This window comes from bacterium (assembly GCA_021158245.1).
Taxonomy (GTDB): Bacteria; Zhuqueibacterota; QNDG01; order QNDG01; family QNDG01; genus QNDG01.
Genome location: JAGGVB010000191.1, coordinates 1 through 22,358 on the forward strand (window position 1 = coordinate 1; position 22,358 = coordinate 22,358).

The following is a 22,358-nucleotide window of genomic DNA, read 5'->3' on the forward strand; positions in this document are numbered from 1 at the left end:
GATATCTGTTTTAAAGACATTGTTGAAGATAAGATGAGAAGCATTGAGAACCAATTGGACAGAGAATATGTCATGAATGAGATCATGTCTGCAGTTGACGATCTTCCCGAAAAACAGAAATATGTGTTTATCAACAATGTTGTGGAAGAAAAAACTTTCAAAGAATTATCTGAAGAAACAGGCGAATTAATAAACACTCTTATTGCAAGAAAACGTTATGCCGTCAGGTTTTTACAATCACGTTTGATAGAAATCAAAAAACTTATAGACAAAAATTAGAGGTGTAAAATGAAGACACACGAACATTTCAGGTCAAGATGGGGGTTTTTAAAACTTGCAGGAATGGTTATTGGAGGAGTCCTTGTTGCCGCATGCATGGGTTTTATATTGGGATTTTTCGTTATGCTTTTATGGAACTGGTTAATGCCGGATATATTCGGGTTGACTACAATTACATTCTGGCAGGCATGGGGTTTGGTAATTCTTGCTCACATTTTTTTCAAATCCTTTCCTCATACTAAAGATACGCATCATGACACATTATGGAAAAACCACTTTAGAGAGAAATTCTTTACAAATAAAACACAAGAAGGGGCTGAACCTGCTGCAGAACAGTCATAACCTACTATTATAAAGATTGGAATTTATTTAATGTCAAAAAGAAATATAAAACGCAATGCAGACAGAAGTCAACTTGCAGGAGAGTATAAATTCGGAGATTCGGGGCAGATATTGTTATTGATAATATTTCTTACAGTCTGGATTACCGATTCATTTGTTTTCCACTATTCGAGCTTCATATCCGGATACATCACATTCCGGATACGTCTTCTGATATCGCTGGTCATCTTTTTTTGTTCCGTTTATCTTACACAATCCGGGCTGAATACTATTTTCAGGAAAATACGTAAAGAGCCTGTTGTAATAAGCAGCGGAGTATTCAGAATAGTCAGGCATCCGATTTACCTCGGATCAATCATGTTCTATCTCGGACTGGGCATTCTTTTTCCATCTATTGCATCTATTTTTATATTGGTGTGTATTGTATTCTTCTATTTATTTATTTCAAAATATGAAGAAGAACTTCTTGTAAAAAAATTTGGCATAGAGTATGAGCAATACCAGAGAAAAACACCTATGCTCATTCCATCTCTCCGGAAATTGATTATTAGGTAAACATCTTTATTAACAATTATTAAGGGCGCATTTCGATGCGCCCTGTCTGTCTCTACCCATAAACTTTATAAACATTCCAGTCTCAAAAAAGCAACACTAAAATTTAAAAAACCGTTTGCGTAATTAAAAACAAAATCATAAGTTAATACAGGCATAAAAACAGAGTATAATCAATTACATGGATAATATTTACCTGTGAAACAGGAAGAGATAAGAAAATTTACAGACATAATACTGGACAGTATAACAGATGGAGTCTTTACTGTTGACAGAGAATGGCGAATAACAACTTTCAACAAAGCTGCCGAAGACATTACCGGCATTCCCAGGCAGGAGGCAATAGGCAAACAATGCAGTGACGTATTCAGGGCAAGTGTATGTGAATCAGACTGTGTTCTGCGCCATACTATGAATACAGGAAAGCCTGTTCTATGCCGTACAATATACATTGTGAATGCTGACGGTGAAAAGGTCAGCGTAAGTGTCTCCACAGCGCTTCTTAAGGGAAAAGACGAAGAAGTAATTGGAGGAGTAGAAACATTCCGAGACTTAAGAGCTGTTGAAACTCTCCGCAAAGAACTTACAGGCAAATACACATTCTCTGACATTATCAGCAAAAACAGAGAAATGCAGAAGCTTTTTCACATCCTTCCTCAGATAGCTCAAAGTGACAGCACTGTTCTTATTCAAGGGGAAAGCGGAACAGGAAAAGAGATGTTTGCAAAAGTAATTCATCAGCTTTCTCCGAGAAAAAATAAAAAACTCATAGCTGTAAACTGCAGTGCTCTGCCTGATACACTTCTTGAATCGGAACTGTTCGGATATAAGGCCGGAGCATTTACAGATGCAAAAAAGGACAAACTGGGGCGTTTTGCTCAGGCAAAAGGAGGGACTCTGTTTCTCGACGAAATTGGGGACATATCTCCCGCTTTACAGGCAAAACTGCTCAGGGTTCTGCAGGAAAAGGAGTATGAACCTCTCGGAGCAGTCTCAACTGTAAAAGCGGATGTAAGAATAATTGCAGCCACTAACAAAGATCTGTCCGCCTTAATTAAGACAGGAGAGTTCAGACAGGATCTTTTTTACCGAATCAATGTGATTAAACTGAACATACCGCCATTAAGAAAAAGAAAAGAGGATATTCCTCTTCTTGTAAAGCATTTTATTCATAAATTTAACCATCTTCAGGCAAAAGATATCAGGGATGTTTCCCCGAATGTTCTGCATATTCTTATGCGCCATAATTACGCCGGAAATGTAAGAGAGCTGGAAAATATAATCGAACACGCATTCGTTATGTGTACAGGCACTTTAATTACAACCGATCACCTCCCTGAAGAGATACGGCCCGCCTCACGCTCCCATTTTAACGAAGGAAATTCTGTAAGCCTGCAGAAGCTTGAAGCGGATTACATTACAGCAGTTCTTGAAAAAAATGACTGGAACCGCAGCCTTGCAGCGCAAGAGCTTAATATCCACCCGAGTACACTGTTCCGAAAAATTAAAAAATTAAATATATCCATACCCTCTATTGACGGCCGCTCAAAAAAAACAGAGATTTAAATCATCCTTTAAATTTAATTCTATTGCAATACTGCAACAAAGCCAACGAATAGAATTGCATTTTTGCAATACCGTTAAACCTGTTATATTGACCTATCTCATTATTATCTATAGGCTTATATCTATGTATAATTTCTGGCACTTAATTTGTAATAGTATAGCACCGGAGATATTATGAAAATTGCTATTACTACATGGGAAAACAGGATATCACCTGTTTTTGATACAAGCCGGCACCTCCGTATTGTTGAGCTGTCAAATAACGGAATAAATTCCCATATTGAAAATATTGCATCGAATATGCCGTATGGGAAAACGGAGTGTATTAAACAGCTGGGTATAGATGTACTGATATGCGGGGCAATTACAAAGAAGCTTTACACTGATATTATAAACGCAGGCATCAAAATTGTACCCTTTGTATGCGGAAATGTTGACGATGTACTTAATGAGTATTTAAATAAAGACAGCCTTGACGGAAAATTTTTAATGCCTGGCTGCCGAAAAATTTGATTTTGACAATTAATTTATTATTTTAACTATACATTAGGAGTAGATATGATTACCATAGATCAGAACAGATGTACAGGATGCGGGGAGTGTATTAATGTCTGCCCTTTCGGAGCAATATCAATACAGAACAATAAAGCATCTATTAATAACTCCATGTGCCGGATGTGCAGTATCTGCATAGATGCATGCCCGGAAGGGGCCATATCAGATGAAAAATTAAGCAGACCTTCAGGCGCGCAGGAGAATAATCAGCAGCGCTTTAATCCCTTTTCTGCAGGCATGGGATTTCCAGGCAGCGGAAGAGGGCAGGGCCAGGGACGCGGAATGGGAAGAGGCCGGAACAACAGCAGCATGGGCACGGGGCGTGGCATGGGCAGAGGCATGGGTAAAAAAGGCAGAAGATAGGAGAAGGAGATGCCTGAACTTTTCACGGAATCATTAAAGCACGCTTTAATGATAACCACATTTGTCTTTGTTATGATGCTACTTGTTGACTATTTAAATGTGGTTACAAGCGGAAGATTAAAAGCAGTTGTAAGAGGCAACAAGCTGAGGCAGTATACAATTGCCTCATTTCTAGGGGCAACTCCAGGCTGTCTGGGGTCTTTCTTTAATGTATCATTCTATATTCACGGGCTTTTAACATTCGGCGCAATAACAGGTGCAATGGTTGCCACGAGCGGTGACGAAGCATTTGTTATGCTTTCTATGTTTCCGGGCAAGGCATTGCTTCTCTTTGGCATTCTCTTTATCCTTGGCATATTTACAGCAGGAATTACCGACTTTTTTGCAGACAAATTCCATTTGCATGCCTGCGAAGAATGTAAAATGCTTCAAGTACATTCCCCTGCTGATATAGAAAAATCAGAACGGGTAACAGCAGGAGCAAGAGGTGTTTCATGGAAGAGAGCAATAGTACTTCTTGGGCTTATTGTAATTTTCTGGGGAACTTTCTCAGGATGGTTTGACCCTCCCGGGTGGGGATGGAAAAAAATTACAATGCTTACTCTAATTGCAATGACAATTGTTGTTTCAGGCAGTGTCAGAGACCATTACCTTGAAGAGCACATATGGAGGCACCTTATAAAAAAACACATATGGCGTGTTTTCCTGTGGACATTTTCGGCTCTGTTCTTAATACAATTAGGGCTTAAATATGTTGATTTAAATACTCTTATAGGAGATCATCTCATATATATATTTTTTCTGAGTGTTTTAATCGGTATTATTCCCGAATCCGGGCCACATATGATTTTTGTTGTTCTCTATGCCAAAGGAATAATCCCATTTTCTGTACTTCTTACAAGCTCAATTGTACAGGACGGCCACGGTATTCTGCCTCTGCTTTCATATACACTCAGAGACTCCATTTACATTAAAATCATTAATATGATAATCGGTCTCAGCGTCGGGCTTATACTAATGGCTCTTGGATTATAACTATTATAGCGGGGAGTTTAATAAAATTTGAAAATTTCATTTGATTGCATTCCGTGTACTGTAAACAGCTTCCTGAAATTGTTAAATCAGGGTATTCTGCCGAAAGAAAAACAGGAATCCGCTGTAAAGCAGCTTTTATCATCCCTGTCTGAGCAGAGCTTTAAACAATCTCCTGCATCTCTGGGGCGTAAGGTACATCAACTTATTCGTCAAATACTGGATAATCCGGACCCATACAGGGAAATAAAGGACAAATCAAACGTAACTATGATGGAGCATGCCGGAAGGCTCAGAGAAAAAATTTATGAATCTGACGACCCGTTTCAAACAGCTTTAAAACTTTCAATAGCCGGAAATGTTATTGATTACGGGCCTCAGGACAGGCTTGATATTTGGGAAACAATTGATCGTATTCTTAAAACAGATCTGGCAAACGACGATTCAGCAGAACTCTATAATGATATTAAATCCGCAAAACAAATTCTATACGTAGGGGACAACTGCGGCGAGATTGTCATGGATAAACTTTTTCTTGAAACTATTAACCATGACAACATGTTTTTTGCAGTAAGAGAGAGTCCGGTTATAAACGATGCAACAAAAGAGGATGCATTAAATGTCGGAATTGGCCATATTGCACAAATTATTACAACAGGAGATAATGCACCAGGAGCAATATGGGAGGATTCCTCGGAAAAGTTTCAAAAAATATTACTCGATTCCGATGTTGTAATATCAAAAGGCCAGGGCAATTTTGAAGGTTTAAGCGATGTAAATCACCCAATCTATTTTTTATTAGTGGCAAAATGCGATCTTGTAGCAAAAGAGCTCGGTGTAAAAAAAGGCGACTTTGTAGTAAAAAAATTTTACAAGAGCAAACAAGGCTGATACTATTAATTGCAGGAGGAGAAAACAATGGCAGATAATATAACCCGCGATGATGTAATAAATGCAATCGAAAATGTGGAGCATCCTGAAATTGCAGTTACGTTAATGAACCTTGGTATGATTAAGGATGTTACTGTAAAAGACGGCACTGCTTCAGTAACATTCGCGATACCAATGCTGGGAATACCTGATGCTGTTAAGATTGCTCTTGCACAGAGTATTCAGCAGCCGGTTGAATCTCTTGGAGTAGAGTTAAGCGTTGATTTTACAGAAATGACTCCAGAAATAAGAGATAAATTTTTAAAACTTTCAAGCGAAAACTGGAAGGGATCAATTTAACAATGCGACTTTTAATTATTTATGCAGATATCTTTTCATACACTCCTGTAATCAAAACTCTTGATGATGCTGCCGAAAAAGCGGAGCCTGCATCTATCGAAAAATCAGTTGTAGGCTTTATTCATGCAGAGGCTGAAGACGAGGAGAAACTCTCTGCAGTAGAGACAAAGCTTGTTAAAAATCTTAAATGGGCTGCAAGAAAAAATGATACTCAAAAAATAGTTCTTCATTCATTCGCGCACCTGTCCGGGTCGAAAGCAGATCCTCAGATGACAAAGCAGCTTATGGACAGGGCTGAAGAGAGGCTTAAAACAAGCGGTTACGAAACTTTTCAGACCCCTTTCGGATACTTCCTTGACCTGAAAGTTGACGCGCCGGGGCATCCGCTGGCAAGGCTCTTTAAAGAATTTTGATCGGACGTATAATTCTATGAAAAACGAAAAAAAAGAAAAATCGAAAACAGATAAAATAAGAAGGCCTATTCAATTTATTCTTGGCATTGCTATTTATCTTCTTCTGCAGGCAGGAATCATTTCTCTCGGGTTTGTTGTAATAATCGGGTCAGTTCTCGGAATTATTTTCGGCAAGGTATTCTGCCGCTGGCTCTGCCCCATTGGAATTATAATGGAAATACTCTTAAAAACTGCACCTGATGAAAAAGCAAGAGGAATGTACCAGTATCATAAACTTGGCTGCCCTATTGCGTGGATCAGCGGCCTTTTGAATAAAGTAAGCTTGTTCACTATCCGTAAGAGTTCTATGAACAAATGTATTAAGTGTAATAAATGTGATGATGTGTGCTATATCTCAAACCTTAACAGCTCATTCAGCTTATACAAGGACGGCCATAAAAACCCGGCAAACAGTTACACATGTTCACGCTGTTATGCTTGCGTAGAAATCTGCCCCACTAATTATCTTGAATTTAAAGTACGGAAATTTTAGACTATGACAGTAACCGGCCCGAGGCAGCTTCTAGAATCAGCAGCAGCAAAAATTATCAATGCGCAGAGAGCTGTTGCATTTACAGGAGCAGGAATATCTGTTGAGAGCGGCATTCCTCCGTTCAGGGGGCCTGACGGACTGTGGGAAAAATATGACCCTATTTTTTTGGACATCAACCATTTTCAGCTTCACCCAAAAGAATCCTGGCTCTTAATAAAGGAAATATTTTACGATTTCTTCGGAAGGGCAAAACCCAACAAAGCCCATCTTATGCTTGCAGAAATGGAGAATCTCGATCTGATCAAGGCAGTAATCACACAAAATATCGACAATCTTCATCAGGAAGCAGGCAGCAGGAATGTTTACGAATTCCACGGCACTTCCAAAAACCTGCTGTGCTCAAAATGCGGTCTTAAACATAATGTTGCGGATGTCAATCTTGATGAATTACCGCCTGTATGCAGAGAGTGCGGCGGAATACTAAGGCCGGATTTTGTTTTTTTCGGAGAAGCCATTCCTGAACCTGCAAACAGGCTCTCTTTTGCCGAAGCACAGACAGCAGACCTTTTTCTTGTTATAGGCACAACAGGAGAAATTATGCCTGCATCCATGATTCCTTTTCAGGCGAAGCAGCACGGTGCATTTATAATTGAAGTTAATACTGAACCGAGCAGGTATACAAATGATATTACAGACATATTTTTACAGGGGAGGGCTACAGATATTATGGGTATGCTTGGTGGTGAAATTTATAAATACAAAAACGGATCAAACATATAGAAACGGAACTTCTTATTAAATGCTGATATATTTCATCATAGGCATTATTTCAGGACTCGGGAGCGGCCTTTTCGGGATCGGCGGAGGAGCTATAAGGATACCTCTCCTGACGCTTATGGGTATGCCTATGATAAGTGCTTACGGGATCAATCTTCTTGTCATTCCTTTCTCCTCTGCTGCGGGGGCATGGACGCACAGAAAAAACATACAATGGAATATTGCTCCATGGATCGTTTTCGGAGGATTAACAGGAAGCATTTCCGGTGCATTAATAGCAGGGCTTCTGCATGGAGTGGCCTTGGCGCTGATTTTTTTCTTCGTCTCCCTCCTGACTGTTTCGGGTATATATTTGGATAAAATTCTACCCAAAATTTCAGAGAAAATAGACCCTGGAAAACCAACATTTTTAACTGGAGCATTCATTACCAATCTTATTACAGGAATGAGGGGAGGAAGCGGCGGTACACTTTTGCCTTCATTTTTAAGAATGTTAAAACTTGATATGCACAAATCAATTGCCACATCACTTTTCACTACAATATTCTGTGCAATGGCCGGAGCAATTGTATACTGGTCAAGAGGCATAATTGACTGGAGGCATGCATTGATAATAACTACAGGCTCTCTGATCGGAGTTCGTACAGGCTCAAAAATAGCTCTTAAAACAAAACCAGCATGGATAGAAGCAAGCCTGTCAACTGTCGTAATAACACTTGCTTTTATTGCATTAATTAAGGTATTATGATATGGCAAAAACATCACCGTTCAACAAAAACATAGAACGCTACGAAAATTGGTTTGAAAATCATAAATTCGCCTATGTCTCCGAGATGGCAGCAATCAGGTACCTGCTGCCCGAATCACAACGCGGTATTGAAGTCGGTGTTGGAACAGGCAGATTTGCTATTCCTCTTGATATTCGTTTCGGAGTAGAGCCGTCTCTTACAGCAGGGAATATCTCACAAAAACAAGGCGTGAATGTCTGCGCCGGTACAAGTGAGGCTCTGCCGATAAAAAACGGCCTTTTTGATTTTGCATTAATGATTACGACAGTCTGTTTTCTCGACAATATAAGTGAAGGTTTCAAAGAAGTAAAAAGAATTTTGAAGCAAAGAGGGCTTTTTATTCTCGGCTTTGTTGACCTTAACACTGAACTTGGAAAAGAATACGAAAAATTCAAAGAACAGAATCCTTTTTACAGAGTAGCAACTTTTTACTCTGCCGGCCAGATTATAGATTTTTTAAAAGAAACAGGATTTGAAGTAAAAAAAACTGTTCAAACAATTTTTCATCATCCTGACAAAATGATAAAAGCCGAACCATTTAAAGAAGGATTCGGCAAAGGTGCATTTGTAGCAATATCAGCACAAAAGAGGTAAATATGTACAAATATATTTTCGGCCCTGTACCATCAAGACGTCTCGGTATAAGTCTTGGTATTGACCTTGTTTCTCATAAGACCTGCCAGCTTAACTGCATATACTGCGAATGCGGCAGAACAACAAATCTTACTATTGACAGGAAGGAGTACATACCTGTAATCCCTGCTATTCTGGAACTTAAAGATTATCTCGACAACAATCCCCTGCCTGAGTACATTACATTTTCCGGAGCAGGAGAACCGACTTTAAACAGCGGCATCGGAAGAATAATCCAAACAGTAAAAGAAGATTATCCTGCCATAAAAATTGCAGTGCTTACCAACGGAACAAGCCTGTATGACAAGGAAGTACGAAAAGAACTGCTTCCTGCTGATGTAGTACTCCCTTCACTTGACGCTGCATCGGAAAATATCTTCAGGAAATTAAACCGCCCCCATCCTGATCTTAAGATAGATAAAATTATTGACGGGCTTTCAGATTTCCGAAAAGAATTCAAGAATAAAATATGGCTTGAAATTTTCATAGTGCCAGGCTTAAACGATACTGAGGAGGAATTGGCTTTAATTAAAGCTGCTACACAAAGAATAAATCCGGATAAAATTCAGCTGAACACACTTGACCGCCCCGGCACTGTACAGGATATAAGAGCGGCAACAAGAGGGGAGCTTCTCAGGGTAATGGGTATACTTGACCTTGACAATATGGAAATAGTTGCGCGCGCTCCAAGGCAGAAAATTGCATCGTACAGAAAAGATATCGAATCTGCAATTCTGGAAACCATAGCAAGGCGTCCCATGACAGTGGAAGACATTTCTCAGATTCTCGGGCTGCATATAAATGAAATCAACAAATACCTTGACGACTTGGAGCACTCAAACCTGATTGAGCCTGTTTTACAGCAGCAATCTGTTTTCTACAAACTTAAATCAGACAGGAACTCATGATAAAAGCTAAAAATACATATCCCGAACATTACAGATGGAATTTTGCAATGGGCATTGTCCACGGCATCAGTTTTTCTTTTGCCATGGCTTTTAGTGAACCGTTTTCCATACTTCCTGTATTTCTGGAATCATTCGGAATTTCAAGACTTACAATAGGGCTGCTTATAAGTATAATTAAAGCAGGATCAGCTCTACCCCAAATATTTGTGGCAAACAGCCTTCAGACTAAAAAAATCGGAAAACCAATACTTTTTGCAGCAATCTGGACAAGGTGGTTTGCATGGGGGATTGTTTCTGTTTCCGTATTTTTGTGGGGCAGTTCTTCCTTGTCTATGGTACTTTTTATTTTTATTTTAATGCTCTTTATCTACTCATTTGCCGGCGGCGTGGCGAATGTACCTTTTTTCAATATGATCGCAAAAGCTATTCCTCCTGAAAAACGCGGTACATTTTTTGGTATAAGGCAGTTTCTCGGCGGGTTGTCAGCCATTGGAGCAGGTTTTCTTGTACGTATTATTCTGAGTATACCTGAATTGAAATTTCCAATTAATTACGGATATCTCTTTCTCGCGACATTCGCACTTTTAACATTCGGATATCTTGCCCTATCCCTTTTTCGTGAACCTGAACATATAATAAATACAACCCGTCAAAAAGCAAAGATTAATCTGAAAACAGCTTTTAAATATATGAGCCTTTATCCGAGCCTGAGAAGAGTGATTTTCAGCCAGATTGCAAGCCAGGGCCTTTTTATCTCAATGCCCTTTTTTATACTTTATGCAAAACAAAGCCTCGGATTCCCTGCATCATGGGTAGGCTATTTTGTCATTGCAAGAATGGCCGGAGGGATAATTTCCAATTTTCTCTGGGCAGGGCTTTCAAACAGGCTTGGAAACAGGATTGTCATAAGGCTCTCTTCTCTATCTGCACTTATATCTTTAATTATTGCAATGACAGGACATTCTATAATACTATTTTTACTTGTATTCGTATTAATTGGATTCTACTATAACGGCTCAAGTATGGGCTATAATAATTATATAATGGAACTGGGGGACAGTATTGAACGGCCGCGATTAATCAGCATTCAGGGAACAATGCTCTTCCCTATCTATTTTTTCCCGCTGCTGGGTGGATTTTTACTGGATCATATAGGCTTTATTCCGACTTTCACCATTACATCGCTGCTTTTACTTACAAGTTTTATTCTTTCTTTCGGCCTTTGCGAGCCCCGAAAAGGGCAAAAATCTTGTCTTGTAATTCCTGATCAATCAATTGAAATTTAACATATGAGGTACCATATGAAAATTGTAACGGGAACTGACGATAAAAAAATTATCAGGAAAAAACATTTCGGCGAATCCCGCTTTTACATTGTTTTTGAAATTGATAACAGTAAAATTGTCAACAGGGAAATACGTGAAAACATCACATTTGAAGGAAACGAACACGGCCACGGCCAATCAGGAGAAGTTATGAAACTCCTTTCCGACTGCAGTATATTTATAGGAAGAAGCATGGGCAAAAAATCCATGCAGAACATCAGCAAAAAAGGAATAAAATGCATTATCTCAGGCATTGAAGATATAGAAAAAGCTGTCAATGCATATATTAGCGAAGACAGCAAATCATTTAAATATTTTGACGTTGAGTCAGATTCTTTGATCCGCTGCTTTGATGAATGAAACTGCATTTCCCCGGATAAAAAACAAATGGATGCATACGAAATAATGGAAAACGAGCTCAGGAAACTTCCTGTGCCTCCTGAAAGTTTTTTGGAAATCGGGAGCGGTTCCGGTTATGAACTTGCAAAATTAGCCCAAAAATTTAATGCAAGAGGCACAGGTATTGACCCCTATGCTTCAGAGTACTTATCCGCAAATATTGAAATACTGAAAAAAAGTGCTGAAAAAATCGACACAATTCACAAATGGTTTGATGTTGTTTTCAGCATAAGATCTTTCCACCATCTGGACAAGCCGCAAATCTGTACAAAAAAATTAAAATCAGTTACAGGCTGGAAGGGGAGGTGTTTTTTAATTGATTATCATAAGGGGGCTCAGACCGGTTTTATTGAGCACTACTACTCTATTGATGAAGCAGCGGCAATTATTGAAAACTCAGGGCTTAATATCTTAGAGAAAAAATGTATTGATGATCTGTTTGTCATATCAGCCACATTGAATAGATGGAAGATTGCAGTAGCTTCAAACATAGACAGAGAAACAATATTCCCGAAAATGTTCGGCCAGGCTCCCTTATTTGCAATTTATACTTTCTCCCCTGACACAGGTTTTGAGCTATCTGAATTTCGTAAAAACATTTTTGAAAAAACACTTCAGCACCAAAAAACATTCGATGTTTACAATCTGGTAAATGACTGTCAGGCTGTGGTTTCTGCAAAAATCGGGAAAAAAGGAATTGAAAGACTTAATCAGCTTGGAGTAAGTCTGTTTTTCAACCAGGGCTCAATAAAACACGCTTTAAAAGATACTGCATTTACTCTTTGATTTGGATAATAGTTTTTCTGATCAATACAAACTGCAGTTAACAATGGATTTTTACGCTCTTATCCGCGCTAAGACTGATTCCTGTTCTTATCCCAGATGCCGGGAAATTTTCCCTTCCACCATATACATCACATCTTCAGCAATATTAGTTGCATGGTCAGCTATACGCTCAATATAACGTGAAATTCCCAAAAGCTGAAGGAAGAAGCCTATGTACTGCAAATTCTTTTTTACTTCATCTTCCACATAAGTAAAAGTCTGACGATGCAGATCATCCACCTGCTCATCAGCATTACATACTTTTTCTGCAAGCCTCACATCCATATTAACCAAAGCATCCAGGCTGTTTTTAACCATTTGTAAAGCAATATCGGCCATTCTGGAAATATTCTCAGGCACCGGGAGTTGAGGATAACCAGCTATTTCAACAGCACGCGCTGCAATGTTTGCAGTTAAATCTCCAATCCTCTCCAGATCATTATTTATTTTTATAACTGAAATGATAAAACGCAGATCTATTGCAACAGGCTGGTAGAGTGCTAAAATCTTCAAGCCCTCCTCCTCTACTTCAATCTCCATCCTGTCAATATTATCATCTGATGTTCGGACCTGTTCTGCTAATATCTTATCTCTTTCCTGCAGCGCTTTTACAGCTTTTCTAAGACTGTCTTCTACTAAAGCGGCTTCATTTAAAATTAGTTTTTTTAATCTTTCTACCTCACGCTGAAAATGTATAGTCATAATTCAATTGCTCCTTCATTATTTATCAGCCGAATCTTCCTGTGATATAATTTTCTGTCTGTTTTTTCTTCGGCTTCGTAAACAGCTCTTTGGTTACACCAAATTCTATTATATACCCTTCAAAAAAGAAAGCTGTAAAATCTGAAATACGTGCTGCCTGCTGCATATTGTGAGTCACAATTACGACAGTATACCTTCCGCGTAATTTTTCAATAAGGTCTTCAATCTTTGCTGTTGCAATAGGATCAATTGCAGAAGTCGGCTCATCCATTAACAGAATTTCCGGTTCCACTGCTACAGCACGTGCAATACACAATCTCTGCTGCTGGCCTCCGGAAAGTGCAGTACCCGGCTCATGCAATTTATCTTTTACCTCATCCCATAAAGCAGCCTGATACAGAGCTTTCTCAACCTTTTCATGGATTTCTGATCTGCTGAGTTTATAGTGCAGCTTAAGCCCGTAAGCTACATTATCGAACACGCTCATAGGAAAGGGAGTAGGTTTTTGAAAAATCATTCCAACACGTTTACGTAATTTAATCAAATCCTGATCAGTAGAAAGAATATCCTCTCCGTCAATCAGCACTTTCCCCTCAGCCCGCTGATCTCTGTACAGCTCAAAAATTCGGTTATACACACGCAGATGTGTTGATTTACCGCAGCCGGAAGGCCCTATAATAGCAGTGACCTTTCCAGGTTCAATTTCAAGATTATTGTTAAACAGTGCCTGATTTTCTCCGTAGAAAAAATTAAGATCTTTTACCGTAATACGGCCGCGCTGCAAATTGTTTAAATCTGTCTTTCTATTTTTATTCTGAATAATGTTTAAATCCATCTGCATATTTTCTATTCCCGACAATAATTTATTGAGTTTGCTTTTTATCCGCCAGTACAAATCTGGTAATTAAGGTAACTGCAAAAACTCCAAGAGTAATCAGCAGAGAAGCACCCCATGCCATACGCTGCCAGTCTTCATAAGGAGACATTGCATAATTAAAAATAGTAACTGTAAGATTTGCAAAGGGCTCACCCAGGCCGGAAGGCCAATACGGACTGTTCAATGCTGTAAACAGAAGAGGTGCTGTTTCACCGCTTACTCTTGCTACTGCAAGAAGCACTCCTGTTATCAATCCTTTTTTAGCAGACCGGAACACAATTTGAAGTGTAGTCCGCCATCTTGGTGCACCCAGAGCTAAGGCAGACTCACGTATTGCTGCAGGAACCATCTGCATCATATCCTCTGTTGTACGTGCTACCACAGGCATCATCATAATAGAAAGTGCAGCTGCCCCGGAATATGCGGAAAAATGCCCAACCGGCACCACCAGAATGCCGTAGACAAAAATGCCGATTATGATGGACGGAGTACCCATCAGTATGTTTGAAAAAAACCGTACTACGTCTGCTAATTTTGAATTCTGTCCGAACTCGCTGAGGTATATTCCAGCAAGCAACCCCACAGGCACACCAATAATTGTGGCCATAACAGTAATGATCAAAGTTCCCGATATGGCATTTGCAAGTCCTCCTCCGCTCATACCCGGAGGTGCAGGCAGTTCTGTAAAGAATGCCCAGTTTAAAGCTGATACTCCCCTCAGGATAACTGTGTATAGAATCCAGCTTAGAATAAACAATCCCAACAGAGCAGATAGCGTAGATAAAACAGCTGTAGTTTTGTTACGGAATTTCCTCCAAAACAGAGACCGCTCTTTCATTGTACACCTATTGATTTCTTGACTTTTTTCAACCACATTCTTGACAAAATTTGGATAATAACTGTCAATAAAAATAAAATAAGTCCCAGTTCAATAAGTGCACTTAGATAAACCGGCTCCGAGGCCTCTGCAAATTCGTTTGCCAGAGTAGATGTAATACTATTAGCAGGTGAAAAAAGCGAAGCCGAGATCCGGTGGCTGTTGCCGATTACAAACGTAACAGCCATTGTTTCACCTATTGCACGCCCCAATCCCAAAAAAGCAGCGCCTATTACACCCTGGAAACCATATCTGACAGTTACTCTGCTTGTAACTTCCCAAAGGGTTGACCCCATGCCGTGAGCTGACTCCTTAACCACCGCGGGAACCATTTGAAACACATCTCTCATTACTGCTGTGATAAAAGGCAGTATCATAAATGCAAGGATGATCCCTGCGGTGAGCATACCAATACCAATTGGGGGCCCGCTGAAAAGACCTATATCGCCAAAAACATTTTTTAAGAGAGGCTGTACATTATCTGCCATGAACGGCGCAAATACAAAAAGCCCCCACATACCGTAAATAATACTTGGTATAGCAGCCAGCAGTTCTATGGCCATTCCTATCCACTTGCTCACAGACTTAGGCATCAATTCCACTAAAAACATGGCAATTAACAAACTGAGAGGTACAGCTATCACCATAGCAATAAATGTCGAAACTAGTGTTCCGTAAATACTGCTTGCAGCTCCAAAAACCTGCCGTATAGGATCCCATATATTTGAGTAGAGAAATTTAAACCCAAATTTTCTAATTGATAGTTCCGAACTTTGCAGCAGCTCCACAAACAGCGCTGCCATGATTATTAATATCACAGCAGCGCCTATCATGGTGATAATTTTAAAAAAGGTGTCCCATTTGTTCTGAGTACTAGTCTCTTTAAACATCCTCATCCAATTATCTGTCTTTTCCTTTTATATTCTCAAATAAAAATTATTACCAAACCGGCCTGTTACCCGCTGTCATCTCTTTGTGCCATGTACTTTCCACAAGAACAATAACTGTCCTCGGCATAGGAACGTAGTCCAGTTTCTCAGCAAGATCTGCACCGTGCTTGTAGCACCAGTCGAAAAATTTCAGTACACTTTTAGCCTTGTCAGCATCATTCTGATTTTTATACATTAAGATAAACGATGCACCGCTTATGGGCCATGTATTATTACCAGGCTGATTTGTTAACACAAGATAAAAACCCGGTGCATTATTCCAGTCAGCATTTGCAGCAGCAGCCTGAAAGGACTCAAGTGACGGTGATACGAATCTTCCCGCTTTATTCTGCAGTTTGACATACGGTATTTTGTTCTGTAAAGCATAAGCATATTCAACATACCCGATAGCGCCGTCCACTTTTTTAACAAAAACTGCTACACCTTCATTACCTTTACCTGCAATACTGTTAGCTTCAGGCCATCTTGGCGCTTTGCTAAAACTTACTTTTTCTTTCCACTCTTCGGAAATTTTTGAAAGATAATTTGTAAAAATCCAGGTAGTGCCGGAACCGTCTGCCCTGTGGACAGTAGTGACAGTCTTATCGGGAAGTTTAACTCCCGGATTGTTTTTTACTATTTCAGGATCATTCCACTTCCTGATTTTACCAAGAAACATATCAGCAAGATTCTCAGCAGAAAGCTTAATCTGTCCTGCAATAAATCCTTTTAGATTAAAAATCGGTACAACACCACCAATAACCATAGGAAACTGCAGAAGGCCTGCAGCTTTTAGCTCTTCCACTTTAAGAGGAGCATCAGAAGCCCCAAAATCAACAGTCTTTGCTTTTATCTGTGCAATACCGCCGCCGGAACCTATGGACTGATAGTTGAGCCGGATTTTGTAAAGTTCTTCGTACTTGTGCGACCACTGCATATAAATCGGATAAGGGAATGAAGCACCTGCACCATTTATAACAGCTACTTTTTTATCAGAAGCTGCTGCTTCCGGTGAAAACACAGCCAAACCCAGTACTAAAATCAAACCTGCTGTTAAAAATATTCTGATTGTTTTCATTTTTTTCTCCAAAATTAAATTATAGTTCAGAAAATATCTTCAAAAATATAACATACGAATATTACAACTGCGTTAGCATTGTGTCAATTTTCTGTTAAAAATTGTACTGAAAATTTACGTTAAAAGAGTTGCTACTGCTGCCATCTTCAAGAATACGTACATTCGGCGCAATCATCAGGCTTTTAGCCGGAACGTAAACCATACCTGCAATGATGTAATCCTCACTGATAATTCCGTTATCAGATTTGTCATATCTGCCAAAAACCTGTACTTTTTTTGCAATCTTATATATTGCATATGCAGAATAGAGTTTATCGGCTTCATCTTTTGCACTGTCATTTAATATGTTAAGCTCTGCCCCTATGCGGATGTTGTGGGCAGCAAATCCGGCAAGAAACCCTATAAGCTTTTTACTGAAAACATCTCCGTTTTTATACGGCTCGTAAGAGAAAACCATGCCGACATTAAAACCGTCTTTCTTATCTAACCGCTGCTCTCCGTATCCCATCAGAACAGAATATTTTTTGTATTTTTCCGTCTCGGCTTTTTTGTATCCACCGCCGTTTGTAACCATAGCATTGACAAAACCCTTTTCTGCAAAATGTCTGCTGAAACCAATACCAAGGTCAGCAGAGCTTGCAAACTTTTCCCTGTCCATTGCTGATTTTTCAATAAACCTGTAACCCCATGTTTTTTCCTGAATCTTAAACACATTCATTCCCTGCAGCCCGAACATCAGTATTCCTGCATTTGTCTTCCATTTTACAAGAGCATTTTTAAGATAAGCATACAGGTTTGTATTTACATTCTCCTTCTGCCTGCCTACATCCAACTGCACTTTAAAACTAACTGCATCTGTTACACTTTTTGAATAGGTCAAATAAACTCTGTTAATTCCAAAACCGTTCTGATCCGGCGAACTCTCTGCGGTTTTAAACGAATAGTCAAAAAACACAAGGCTGCTTACTTTTCCTTGCTGAGCAAAAACTGCTGTTGAAATAAGCAATAGACTTGCAATAACCGCTAACCAAAACTTCATAACATACTCCTTTTTGTAAGTTTAATTTTTGTTTCGGTATAAAGATAATATGTATTTGTTAGGATAATGTTAGGGAATTAATAGGATTTCATTAATTAAGATAAAATGCAGATTTTTTTATGCTGAATTCAGTGATATTGTAAAAACAGTTCCTTCACCAGGAGTGCTGTCAACTTTAATTTTTCCTTTATGCGCATATACAATATGTTTTACAATGGCCAGACCCAGGCCTGTTCCGCCTATATCTCTGCTTCTGCCCTTGTCCACACGGTAAAATCTTTCAAATAAACGTTCGTGATGTTCGCGTGGAATACCGCAGCCCCAGTCCTGCACGGAAATAACAACACTTTTATTATTTTCTTTAACATTGATATATACTCTGCTGTTTTCCTCACTGTATTTGACAGCATTATCAACCAGATTAATTATTGCCTGTTCTAAAAAGGCACTATTAAGCAACCCCTTAGTGCTTTCAGCGCAGTCCACCTCTATGTTAATGTGCTTTTTTTCAGCCAACGGACTGCTAAAACAAACAGCAGACTGAATAACAGGTAGAATTTTCTGCCTCTCCAGCTTAATACCTGCCTTCTCCTGCTGCTCTATTTTTGAAAGTTCCAGCAAGTCGTTGATTATTGCATTCATTCTGTCACTGTGATGTAAAATTATTTTTAAGAAACGGTCAAGGGTTTCTTCATCCTTTACATCACCATTGAGAAGGGTTTCTACATATCCTTTAATTGAAGTAATCGGTGTTTTAAGCTCATGAGAAACATTTGCAACAAACTCCATTCTCATTTTGTCCCACTGCTTTATTCTCGTAATGTCATTTATTACAACAATAACACCTATTGATTCTTTTGACAGGTCTTGTATCGGGGCAGAGTTCATAAGAAAAATTCTTTCAGATTTACTGGAGATTGGAATTTCCTCTTCCAGATGTTTCTTTGCCTTCAAGGCTCTGTCAATAAAATCAAGAAGATCCCTGTTTCTCACTATTTCGTATATGGGATGCTTATGAACCTCTTTTTCTTTGATTCCGAGATACTCACGTGCAGCCTTATTGATACGAATAATTTTCTCTTCAGGATCCACTGCCAAAACACCTTCTTGCATACTCCTGAACATGGCCTCCTGTTCATTCCGCTGCATTGATATTGTCCTGATCCGTTTATCCAATTGTTCTGCCATCGAATTCAAAGTGTCTGCGAGAGATGAAATCTCTTTTGGCCCTTCTCCGCCTGCCGGTTTTGAAAAATCTCCATTTGCAAAGCGGTCTGCACTTCTCTTGATATTTTCAATTGGCCTGCTTATACTCCGGGATATCCAAAAACTGGCCAATCCGGTCAACAACAGAATTATCAGGCCGCCCCAGATAAGACGTATATGAAGTTTTAACAGAGTTTGATGATAATCGGAGAAAGGAATTGCAAGACGTACAACTGCTTCTAATTTTTTATTTGAGTAATATGGTACTGCAAGATACAAAAGTTCCTTTTTAAGAGTATAACTATGCCTGATTGAATGGCCTGTTGCTCCGGAAAATGCCTTGATTATTTCCGGACGGTCGCTGTGGTTATCCATTAAATCCGGATATTTGTGGGAATCGTTTAACACTTTACCGTCAGGACGGATAATTGTAATACGAACACCTGCAATCCTGCTTAGTTCCACACATTCAGTCTGCAGTTTTTCAGTTCTGCTCAGGAGATTATCAATTTTTATCCTGTTAGAAATCAGGTCCGCTCTGATTTTTAAATCTGAAATCACAGTATTTGTATAAAATTCTTTAACAATTCTGAATTCATAGGTGCCGAGTAAAACCACAGCCATTACTACAACAATTAAAAATGACGGAAAAATCTGTGTAAAAAGTTTTTTGTTTTTCATAATTCTCTGCACCTATAGCCCACACCGCGGACTGTTTCAATGTATTTGGCCGCATTTCCCAGCTTCTTCCGGAGACCTACTATCTGCACGTCAACAGATCTGTCCGTAACCGGATAATCGTATCCATGCACATTGTCAACTATTTCATTACGGGTATAAACTCTTCCCGGATGACGAAGCAAAAGATGAAGAATTTCAAATTCAGTATGTGTAAGATCAATTACTTCTCCCGATACCTGTGCCCTGTATTTCTCCGGATCAATTACAATGTTTTGAAAAACAATCCGCTCATTCTCATTTTGTACAGTGCTCTGATGCCTGCGCATTACACTCTTTATGCGTGCTATTAAAATTTGCGGGCTGAACGGCTTTGTAATATAATCATCTGCTCCCAGTTCCAGCCCTTTAACTATATCATTTTCCTCTCCACGTGCAGTAAGCATTATAATTGGTATAGAGCTTGTTTCAGGGTCTGATTTTAACAATCTGCATACATCAAGTCCGTCAATACCGGGAAGCATCAGATCAAGAACTATTAAATCAGGAGACGCAGAACGCACATCTTTAATAGCCTGTTCTCCTGAGCCGGCAATTTTAGCATCAAATCCGGAATTTTTGATATTAAATGCTACAAGTTCTGAAATATCAGGCTCGTCATCAACTATCAGAACACTATAATGCCTGCTTTCTTCAACCATACACCTGACCTTTTAAAATTTATTAAAGCTGAATTAAATTTTCAATTGTATGAACTAAATATACAAAAACCGCAGGAATTTACAAATATTTACAATATGCACTATCAATCAAAAGGATATGCCCGTACCTTCATTTTAGAATAAAACTCTTTTTCAGCATCAGGTAAATCAATCCGGATTATCTTTTTCTCTCCGGGCAAGAGATAAAAATAATTATCAGAAAAAACTCCTTTATCCTCCGGATAATCAATAACAACATACTTTACAAAAACTTCAGATTTTATTTCCACACAAAATTTACCTGTTCTTTTTATAGTTTTATATTCAAATTTTGGTTCAGGGAAATCAATATCTTTTGTTCTGGCAAAAAACAGATTATTTTCTGTCAGCACTTTTTTATTCTGTTCAACTTTCAGACTCAGGAATGTTTTCTTCTTATCAAATCTATGAAAATCTTTAAACTCTCTTGAAAAAACAACCTTGCTTGTATTTGCAGGCATACTTACATATTCCTCGTGATACCACAGCTCTTTTCCAAAAAAATCCATTAATTTTATCTTTAACTTCACATCTCTATTTTCAGAAATATCTGAAACAAGATATACCTCTAACTTTCCATCTTTATAAACAGCAGATACAAGAACAGGTGCGTACAATTTTTTCAGATAATAGTGAAACGCCTTCCAGCGTCCGAAATAATCAATACTTGACCACGACACAACAGGCCAGCAATCATCAAGCTGCCAGTACAATGAGCCCATACAATACGGCATTGCTCTTCTGTAAGCCTCAATTGCTGTTTTCATTCCTTCCGCCTGAAGTATCTGGCTTGCTGTTATGTAATCTCTGAAATTTTCCGGGACTTTAAAATCTCTTTTCATGTACTGGTCAATTGTTTCAAACCCCACGGGATGTTTATTGTGAGATTTTAAAACAGGAGAAACCATATAGCAGCTGCTGCTGTCTGCAAAACTCCGGATTGTATAATATGAGGGCATAGATTGAAAACCGTATTCACTTACAAATCTTCCCACGTATTTTTCGTATGCGGAAAAAGGCTCTTTTCCCCACCAAACACCCCAATAGTGAAAATCTCCGCTTCGTGCTTCCTCATCCCAGCCTGAAGGAGCGGAATTGGGCGACGAGGGCCAATAAAATCTGCCGGGATCCAGACTGTTAACAACATCAGGCAGTATGCCGTGAAAAATCTTTAAATAATCATTATAAATTTTTGCCGAGTCTGATTTGCTGTATCCGAAAACTTTCTGATATCCCCAGCGCTCCCACGCAACCTGCATTTCATTATTTCCGCACCACAGAGCAATGCTCGGATGATTTCTCAGCCTTTTTACATTTTCCTCTGCTTCTTTCTTTACATTGGAAAGGAATTTTTCATCACCAGGATACATACTGCACGAAAACATAAAATCCTGCCAGACCAGTATGCCGTTCTCATCACACAAATCGTAAAAAATATCATTTTCATAAATTCCACCGCCCCACACCCGCAGCATGTTCATATTTGCATCTTTGGCTGAAGATATGATTTTTTCATACCTCTCTTTTGTAACTCTCGGGAGAAAACTGTCCTGTGGGATATAATTTGCTCCTTTCATAAAAACCGGAACACCGTTAATCTTAAAATAAAAACTCTTTCCCGCAGAATCGGGTTTCTGAACAATTTCCACTGTCCTGATCCCGAAACCTGTACTCTTTTTATCAATTGTTGAGCCTTTTTGCAGAAGAACAACA

Annotated in this window: 27 protein-coding genes; 18 read left to right on the top strand and 9 right to left on the bottom strand. The window is 39.0% G+C overall.

The window, feature by feature from the left end; translation table 11 throughout:
* From J7K93_11115 to J7K93_11200, 18 genes are all read left to right on the top strand, one after another.
* Positions 1 to 279 (top strand): sigma-70 family RNA polymerase sigma factor (locus J7K93_11115; GenBank protein MCD6117557.1); only part of this gene is annotated, 279 nt, incomplete at its 5' end.
* 9 nt (positions 280 to 288) lie between these two features.
* Positions 289 to 621, top strand: coding sequence for a hypothetical protein (locus tag J7K93_11120; protein ID MCD6117558.1), 333 nt, complete (start codon positions 289 to 291; stop codon positions 619 to 621).
* A gap of 30 nt (positions 622 to 651) precedes the next feature.
* Positions 652 to 1,176, top strand: a complete 525-nt coding sequence (locus J7K93_11125) for an isoprenylcysteine carboxylmethyltransferase family protein (protein MCD6117559.1) — start codon at positions 652 to 654, stop codon at positions 1,174 to 1,176.
* 195 nt (positions 1,177 to 1,371) lie between these two features.
* The gene (locus J7K93_11130) at positions 1,372 to 2,739 is read left to right on the top strand and encodes a sigma 54-interacting transcriptional regulator (protein ID MCD6117560.1); all 1,368 of its coding nucleotides are present in this window, start codon (positions 1,372 to 1,374) and stop codon (positions 2,737 to 2,739) included.
* A 174-nt stretch (positions 2,740 to 2,913) separates the two neighbouring features.
* Positions 2,914 to 3,252 carry a NifB/NifX family molybdenum-iron cluster-binding protein gene (locus tag J7K93_11135; GenBank protein ID MCD6117561.1) on the top strand — a complete coding sequence of 113 codons (339 nt, stop codon included), beginning with the start codon at positions 2,914 to 2,916 and terminating at the stop codon, positions 3,250 to 3,252.
* A gap of 45 nt (positions 3,253 to 3,297) precedes the next feature.
* A complete protein-coding gene (locus J7K93_11140) occupies positions 3,298 to 3,657 on the top strand; it encodes a 4Fe-4S binding protein (protein MCD6117562.1) in 360 nt (119 codons plus the stop codon).
* 9 nt (positions 3,658 to 3,666) lie between these two features.
* Complete coding sequence (locus J7K93_11145) at positions 3,667 to 4,692, top strand: arsenic efflux protein (GenBank protein MCD6117563.1); 1,026 nt, start codon at positions 3,667 to 3,669, stop codon at positions 4,690 to 4,692.
* A 27-nt stretch (positions 4,693 to 4,719) separates the two neighbouring features.
* On the top strand, positions 4,720 to 5,580 hold the full coding sequence (locus J7K93_11150; protein MCD6117564.1) for a DUF89 family protein: 861 nt from the start codon (positions 4,720 to 4,722) through the stop codon (positions 5,578 to 5,580).
* A gap of 27 nt (positions 5,581 to 5,607) precedes the next feature.
* Entirely contained in the window at positions 5,608 to 5,919 is a 312-nt protein-coding gene (locus tag J7K93_11155) for a DUF59 domain-containing protein (GenBank protein MCD6117565.1), read from the top strand.
* A 2-nt stretch (positions 5,920 to 5,921) separates the two neighbouring features.
* The gene (locus J7K93_11160; GenBank protein ID MCD6117566.1) at positions 5,922 to 6,332 is read left to right on the top strand and encodes a threonyl-tRNA synthetase editing domain-containing protein; all 411 of its coding nucleotides are present in this window, start codon (positions 5,922 to 5,924) and stop codon (positions 6,330 to 6,332) included.
* A gap of 16 nt (positions 6,333 to 6,348) precedes the next feature.
* Entirely contained in the window at positions 6,349 to 6,864 is a 516-nt protein-coding gene (locus J7K93_11165) for a 4Fe-4S binding protein (GenBank protein MCD6117567.1), read from the top strand.
* A 3-nt stretch (positions 6,865 to 6,867) separates the two neighbouring features.
* Positions 6,868 to 7,644: an NAD-dependent deacylase gene (locus tag J7K93_11170; protein MCD6117568.1), complete on the top strand. Its 777-nt coding sequence runs from the start codon at positions 6,868 to 6,870 to the stop codon at positions 7,642 to 7,644.
* A gap of 19 nt (positions 7,645 to 7,663) precedes the next feature.
* Positions 7,664 to 8,389 carry a sulfite exporter TauE/SafE family protein gene (locus tag J7K93_11175; protein ID MCD6117569.1) on the top strand — a complete coding sequence of 242 codons (726 nt, stop codon included), beginning with the start codon at positions 7,664 to 7,666 and terminating at the stop codon, positions 8,387 to 8,389.
* A gap of 1 nt (position 8,390) precedes the next feature.
* Positions 8,391 to 9,023, top strand: coding sequence for a class I SAM-dependent methyltransferase (locus J7K93_11180; GenBank protein ID MCD6117570.1), 633 nt, complete (start codon positions 8,391 to 8,393; stop codon positions 9,021 to 9,023).
* Positions 9,024 to 9,025: 2 nt separating this feature from the next.
* Positions 9,026 to 9,970, top strand: coding sequence for a radical SAM protein (locus J7K93_11185; protein MCD6117571.1), 945 nt, complete (start codon positions 9,026 to 9,028; stop codon positions 9,968 to 9,970).
* Complete coding sequence (locus J7K93_11190; protein ID MCD6117572.1) at positions 9,967 to 11,256, top strand: MFS transporter; 1,290 nt, start codon at positions 9,967 to 9,969, stop codon at positions 11,254 to 11,256. Before J7K93_11185 ends, J7K93_11190 begins: the two co-directional genes overlap by 4 nt.
* Before the next feature lie 15 nt (positions 11,257 to 11,271).
* Positions 11,272 to 11,655: a hypothetical protein gene (locus J7K93_11195; GenBank protein MCD6117573.1), complete on the top strand. Its 384-nt coding sequence runs from the start codon at positions 11,272 to 11,274 to the stop codon at positions 11,653 to 11,655.
* Positions 11,656 to 11,682: 27 nt separating this feature from the next.
* Positions 11,683 to 12,480, top strand: coding sequence for a methyltransferase domain-containing protein (locus J7K93_11200; GenBank protein ID MCD6117574.1), 798 nt, complete (start codon positions 11,683 to 11,685; stop codon positions 12,478 to 12,480).
* An 87-nt stretch (positions 12,481 to 12,567) separates the two neighbouring features.
* Here the strand turns inward: J7K93_11200 and phoU are convergent, their stop codons facing one another.
* The 9 genes from phoU to J7K93_11245 form a co-directional block, all read right to left on the bottom strand.
* A complete protein-coding gene (gene phoU / locus J7K93_11205) occupies positions 12,568 to 13,221 on the bottom strand; it encodes a phosphate signaling complex protein PhoU (GenBank protein ID MCD6117575.1) in 654 nt (217 codons plus the stop codon).
* 25 nt (positions 13,222 to 13,246) lie between these two features.
* Positions 13,247 to 14,056, bottom strand: coding sequence for a phosphate ABC transporter ATP-binding protein PstB (gene pstB, locus J7K93_11210; protein MCD6117576.1), 810 nt, complete (start codon positions 14,054 to 14,056; stop codon positions 13,247 to 13,249).
* A 28-nt stretch (positions 14,057 to 14,084) separates the two neighbouring features.
* Positions 14,085 to 14,936 (bottom strand): phosphate ABC transporter permease PstA, encoded by an 852-nt coding sequence (pstA, locus tag J7K93_11215; GenBank protein ID MCD6117577.1) that lies wholly within the window; start codon positions 14,934 to 14,936, stop codon positions 14,085 to 14,087.
* Positions 14,933 to 15,871 carry a phosphate ABC transporter permease subunit PstC gene (gene pstC, locus J7K93_11220; GenBank protein MCD6117578.1) on the bottom strand — a complete coding sequence of 313 codons (939 nt, stop codon included), beginning with the start codon at positions 15,869 to 15,871 and terminating at the stop codon, positions 14,933 to 14,935. Before pstC ends, pstA begins: the two co-directional genes overlap by 4 nt.
* 43 nt (positions 15,872 to 15,914) lie before the next feature.
* Positions 15,915 to 16,982, bottom strand: coding sequence for a phosphate ABC transporter substrate-binding protein PstS (pstS, locus tag J7K93_11225; protein MCD6117579.1), 1,068 nt, complete (start codon positions 16,980 to 16,982; stop codon positions 15,915 to 15,917).
* A 94-nt stretch (positions 16,983 to 17,076) separates the two neighbouring features.
* On the bottom strand, positions 17,077 to 18,021 hold the full coding sequence (locus J7K93_11230) for a hypothetical protein (protein MCD6117580.1): 945 nt from the start codon (positions 18,019 to 18,021) through the stop codon (positions 17,077 to 17,079).
* Between the two features lie 117 nt (positions 18,022 to 18,138).
* The gene (locus tag J7K93_11235; GenBank protein MCD6117581.1) at positions 18,139 to 19,908 is read right to left on the bottom strand and encodes a HAMP domain-containing protein; all 1,770 of its coding nucleotides are present in this window, start codon (positions 19,906 to 19,908) and stop codon (positions 18,139 to 18,141) included.
* Entirely contained in the window at positions 19,905 to 20,606 is a 702-nt protein-coding gene (locus J7K93_11240; GenBank protein MCD6117582.1) for a response regulator, read from the bottom strand. Before J7K93_11240 ends, J7K93_11235 begins: the two co-directional genes overlap by 4 nt.
* Positions 20,607 to 20,710: 104 nt before the next feature.
* On the bottom strand, positions 20,711 to 22,358 hold a 1,648-nt coding region (locus J7K93_11245), incomplete at its 5' end, for a glycoside hydrolase family 2 protein (GenBank protein MCD6117583.1).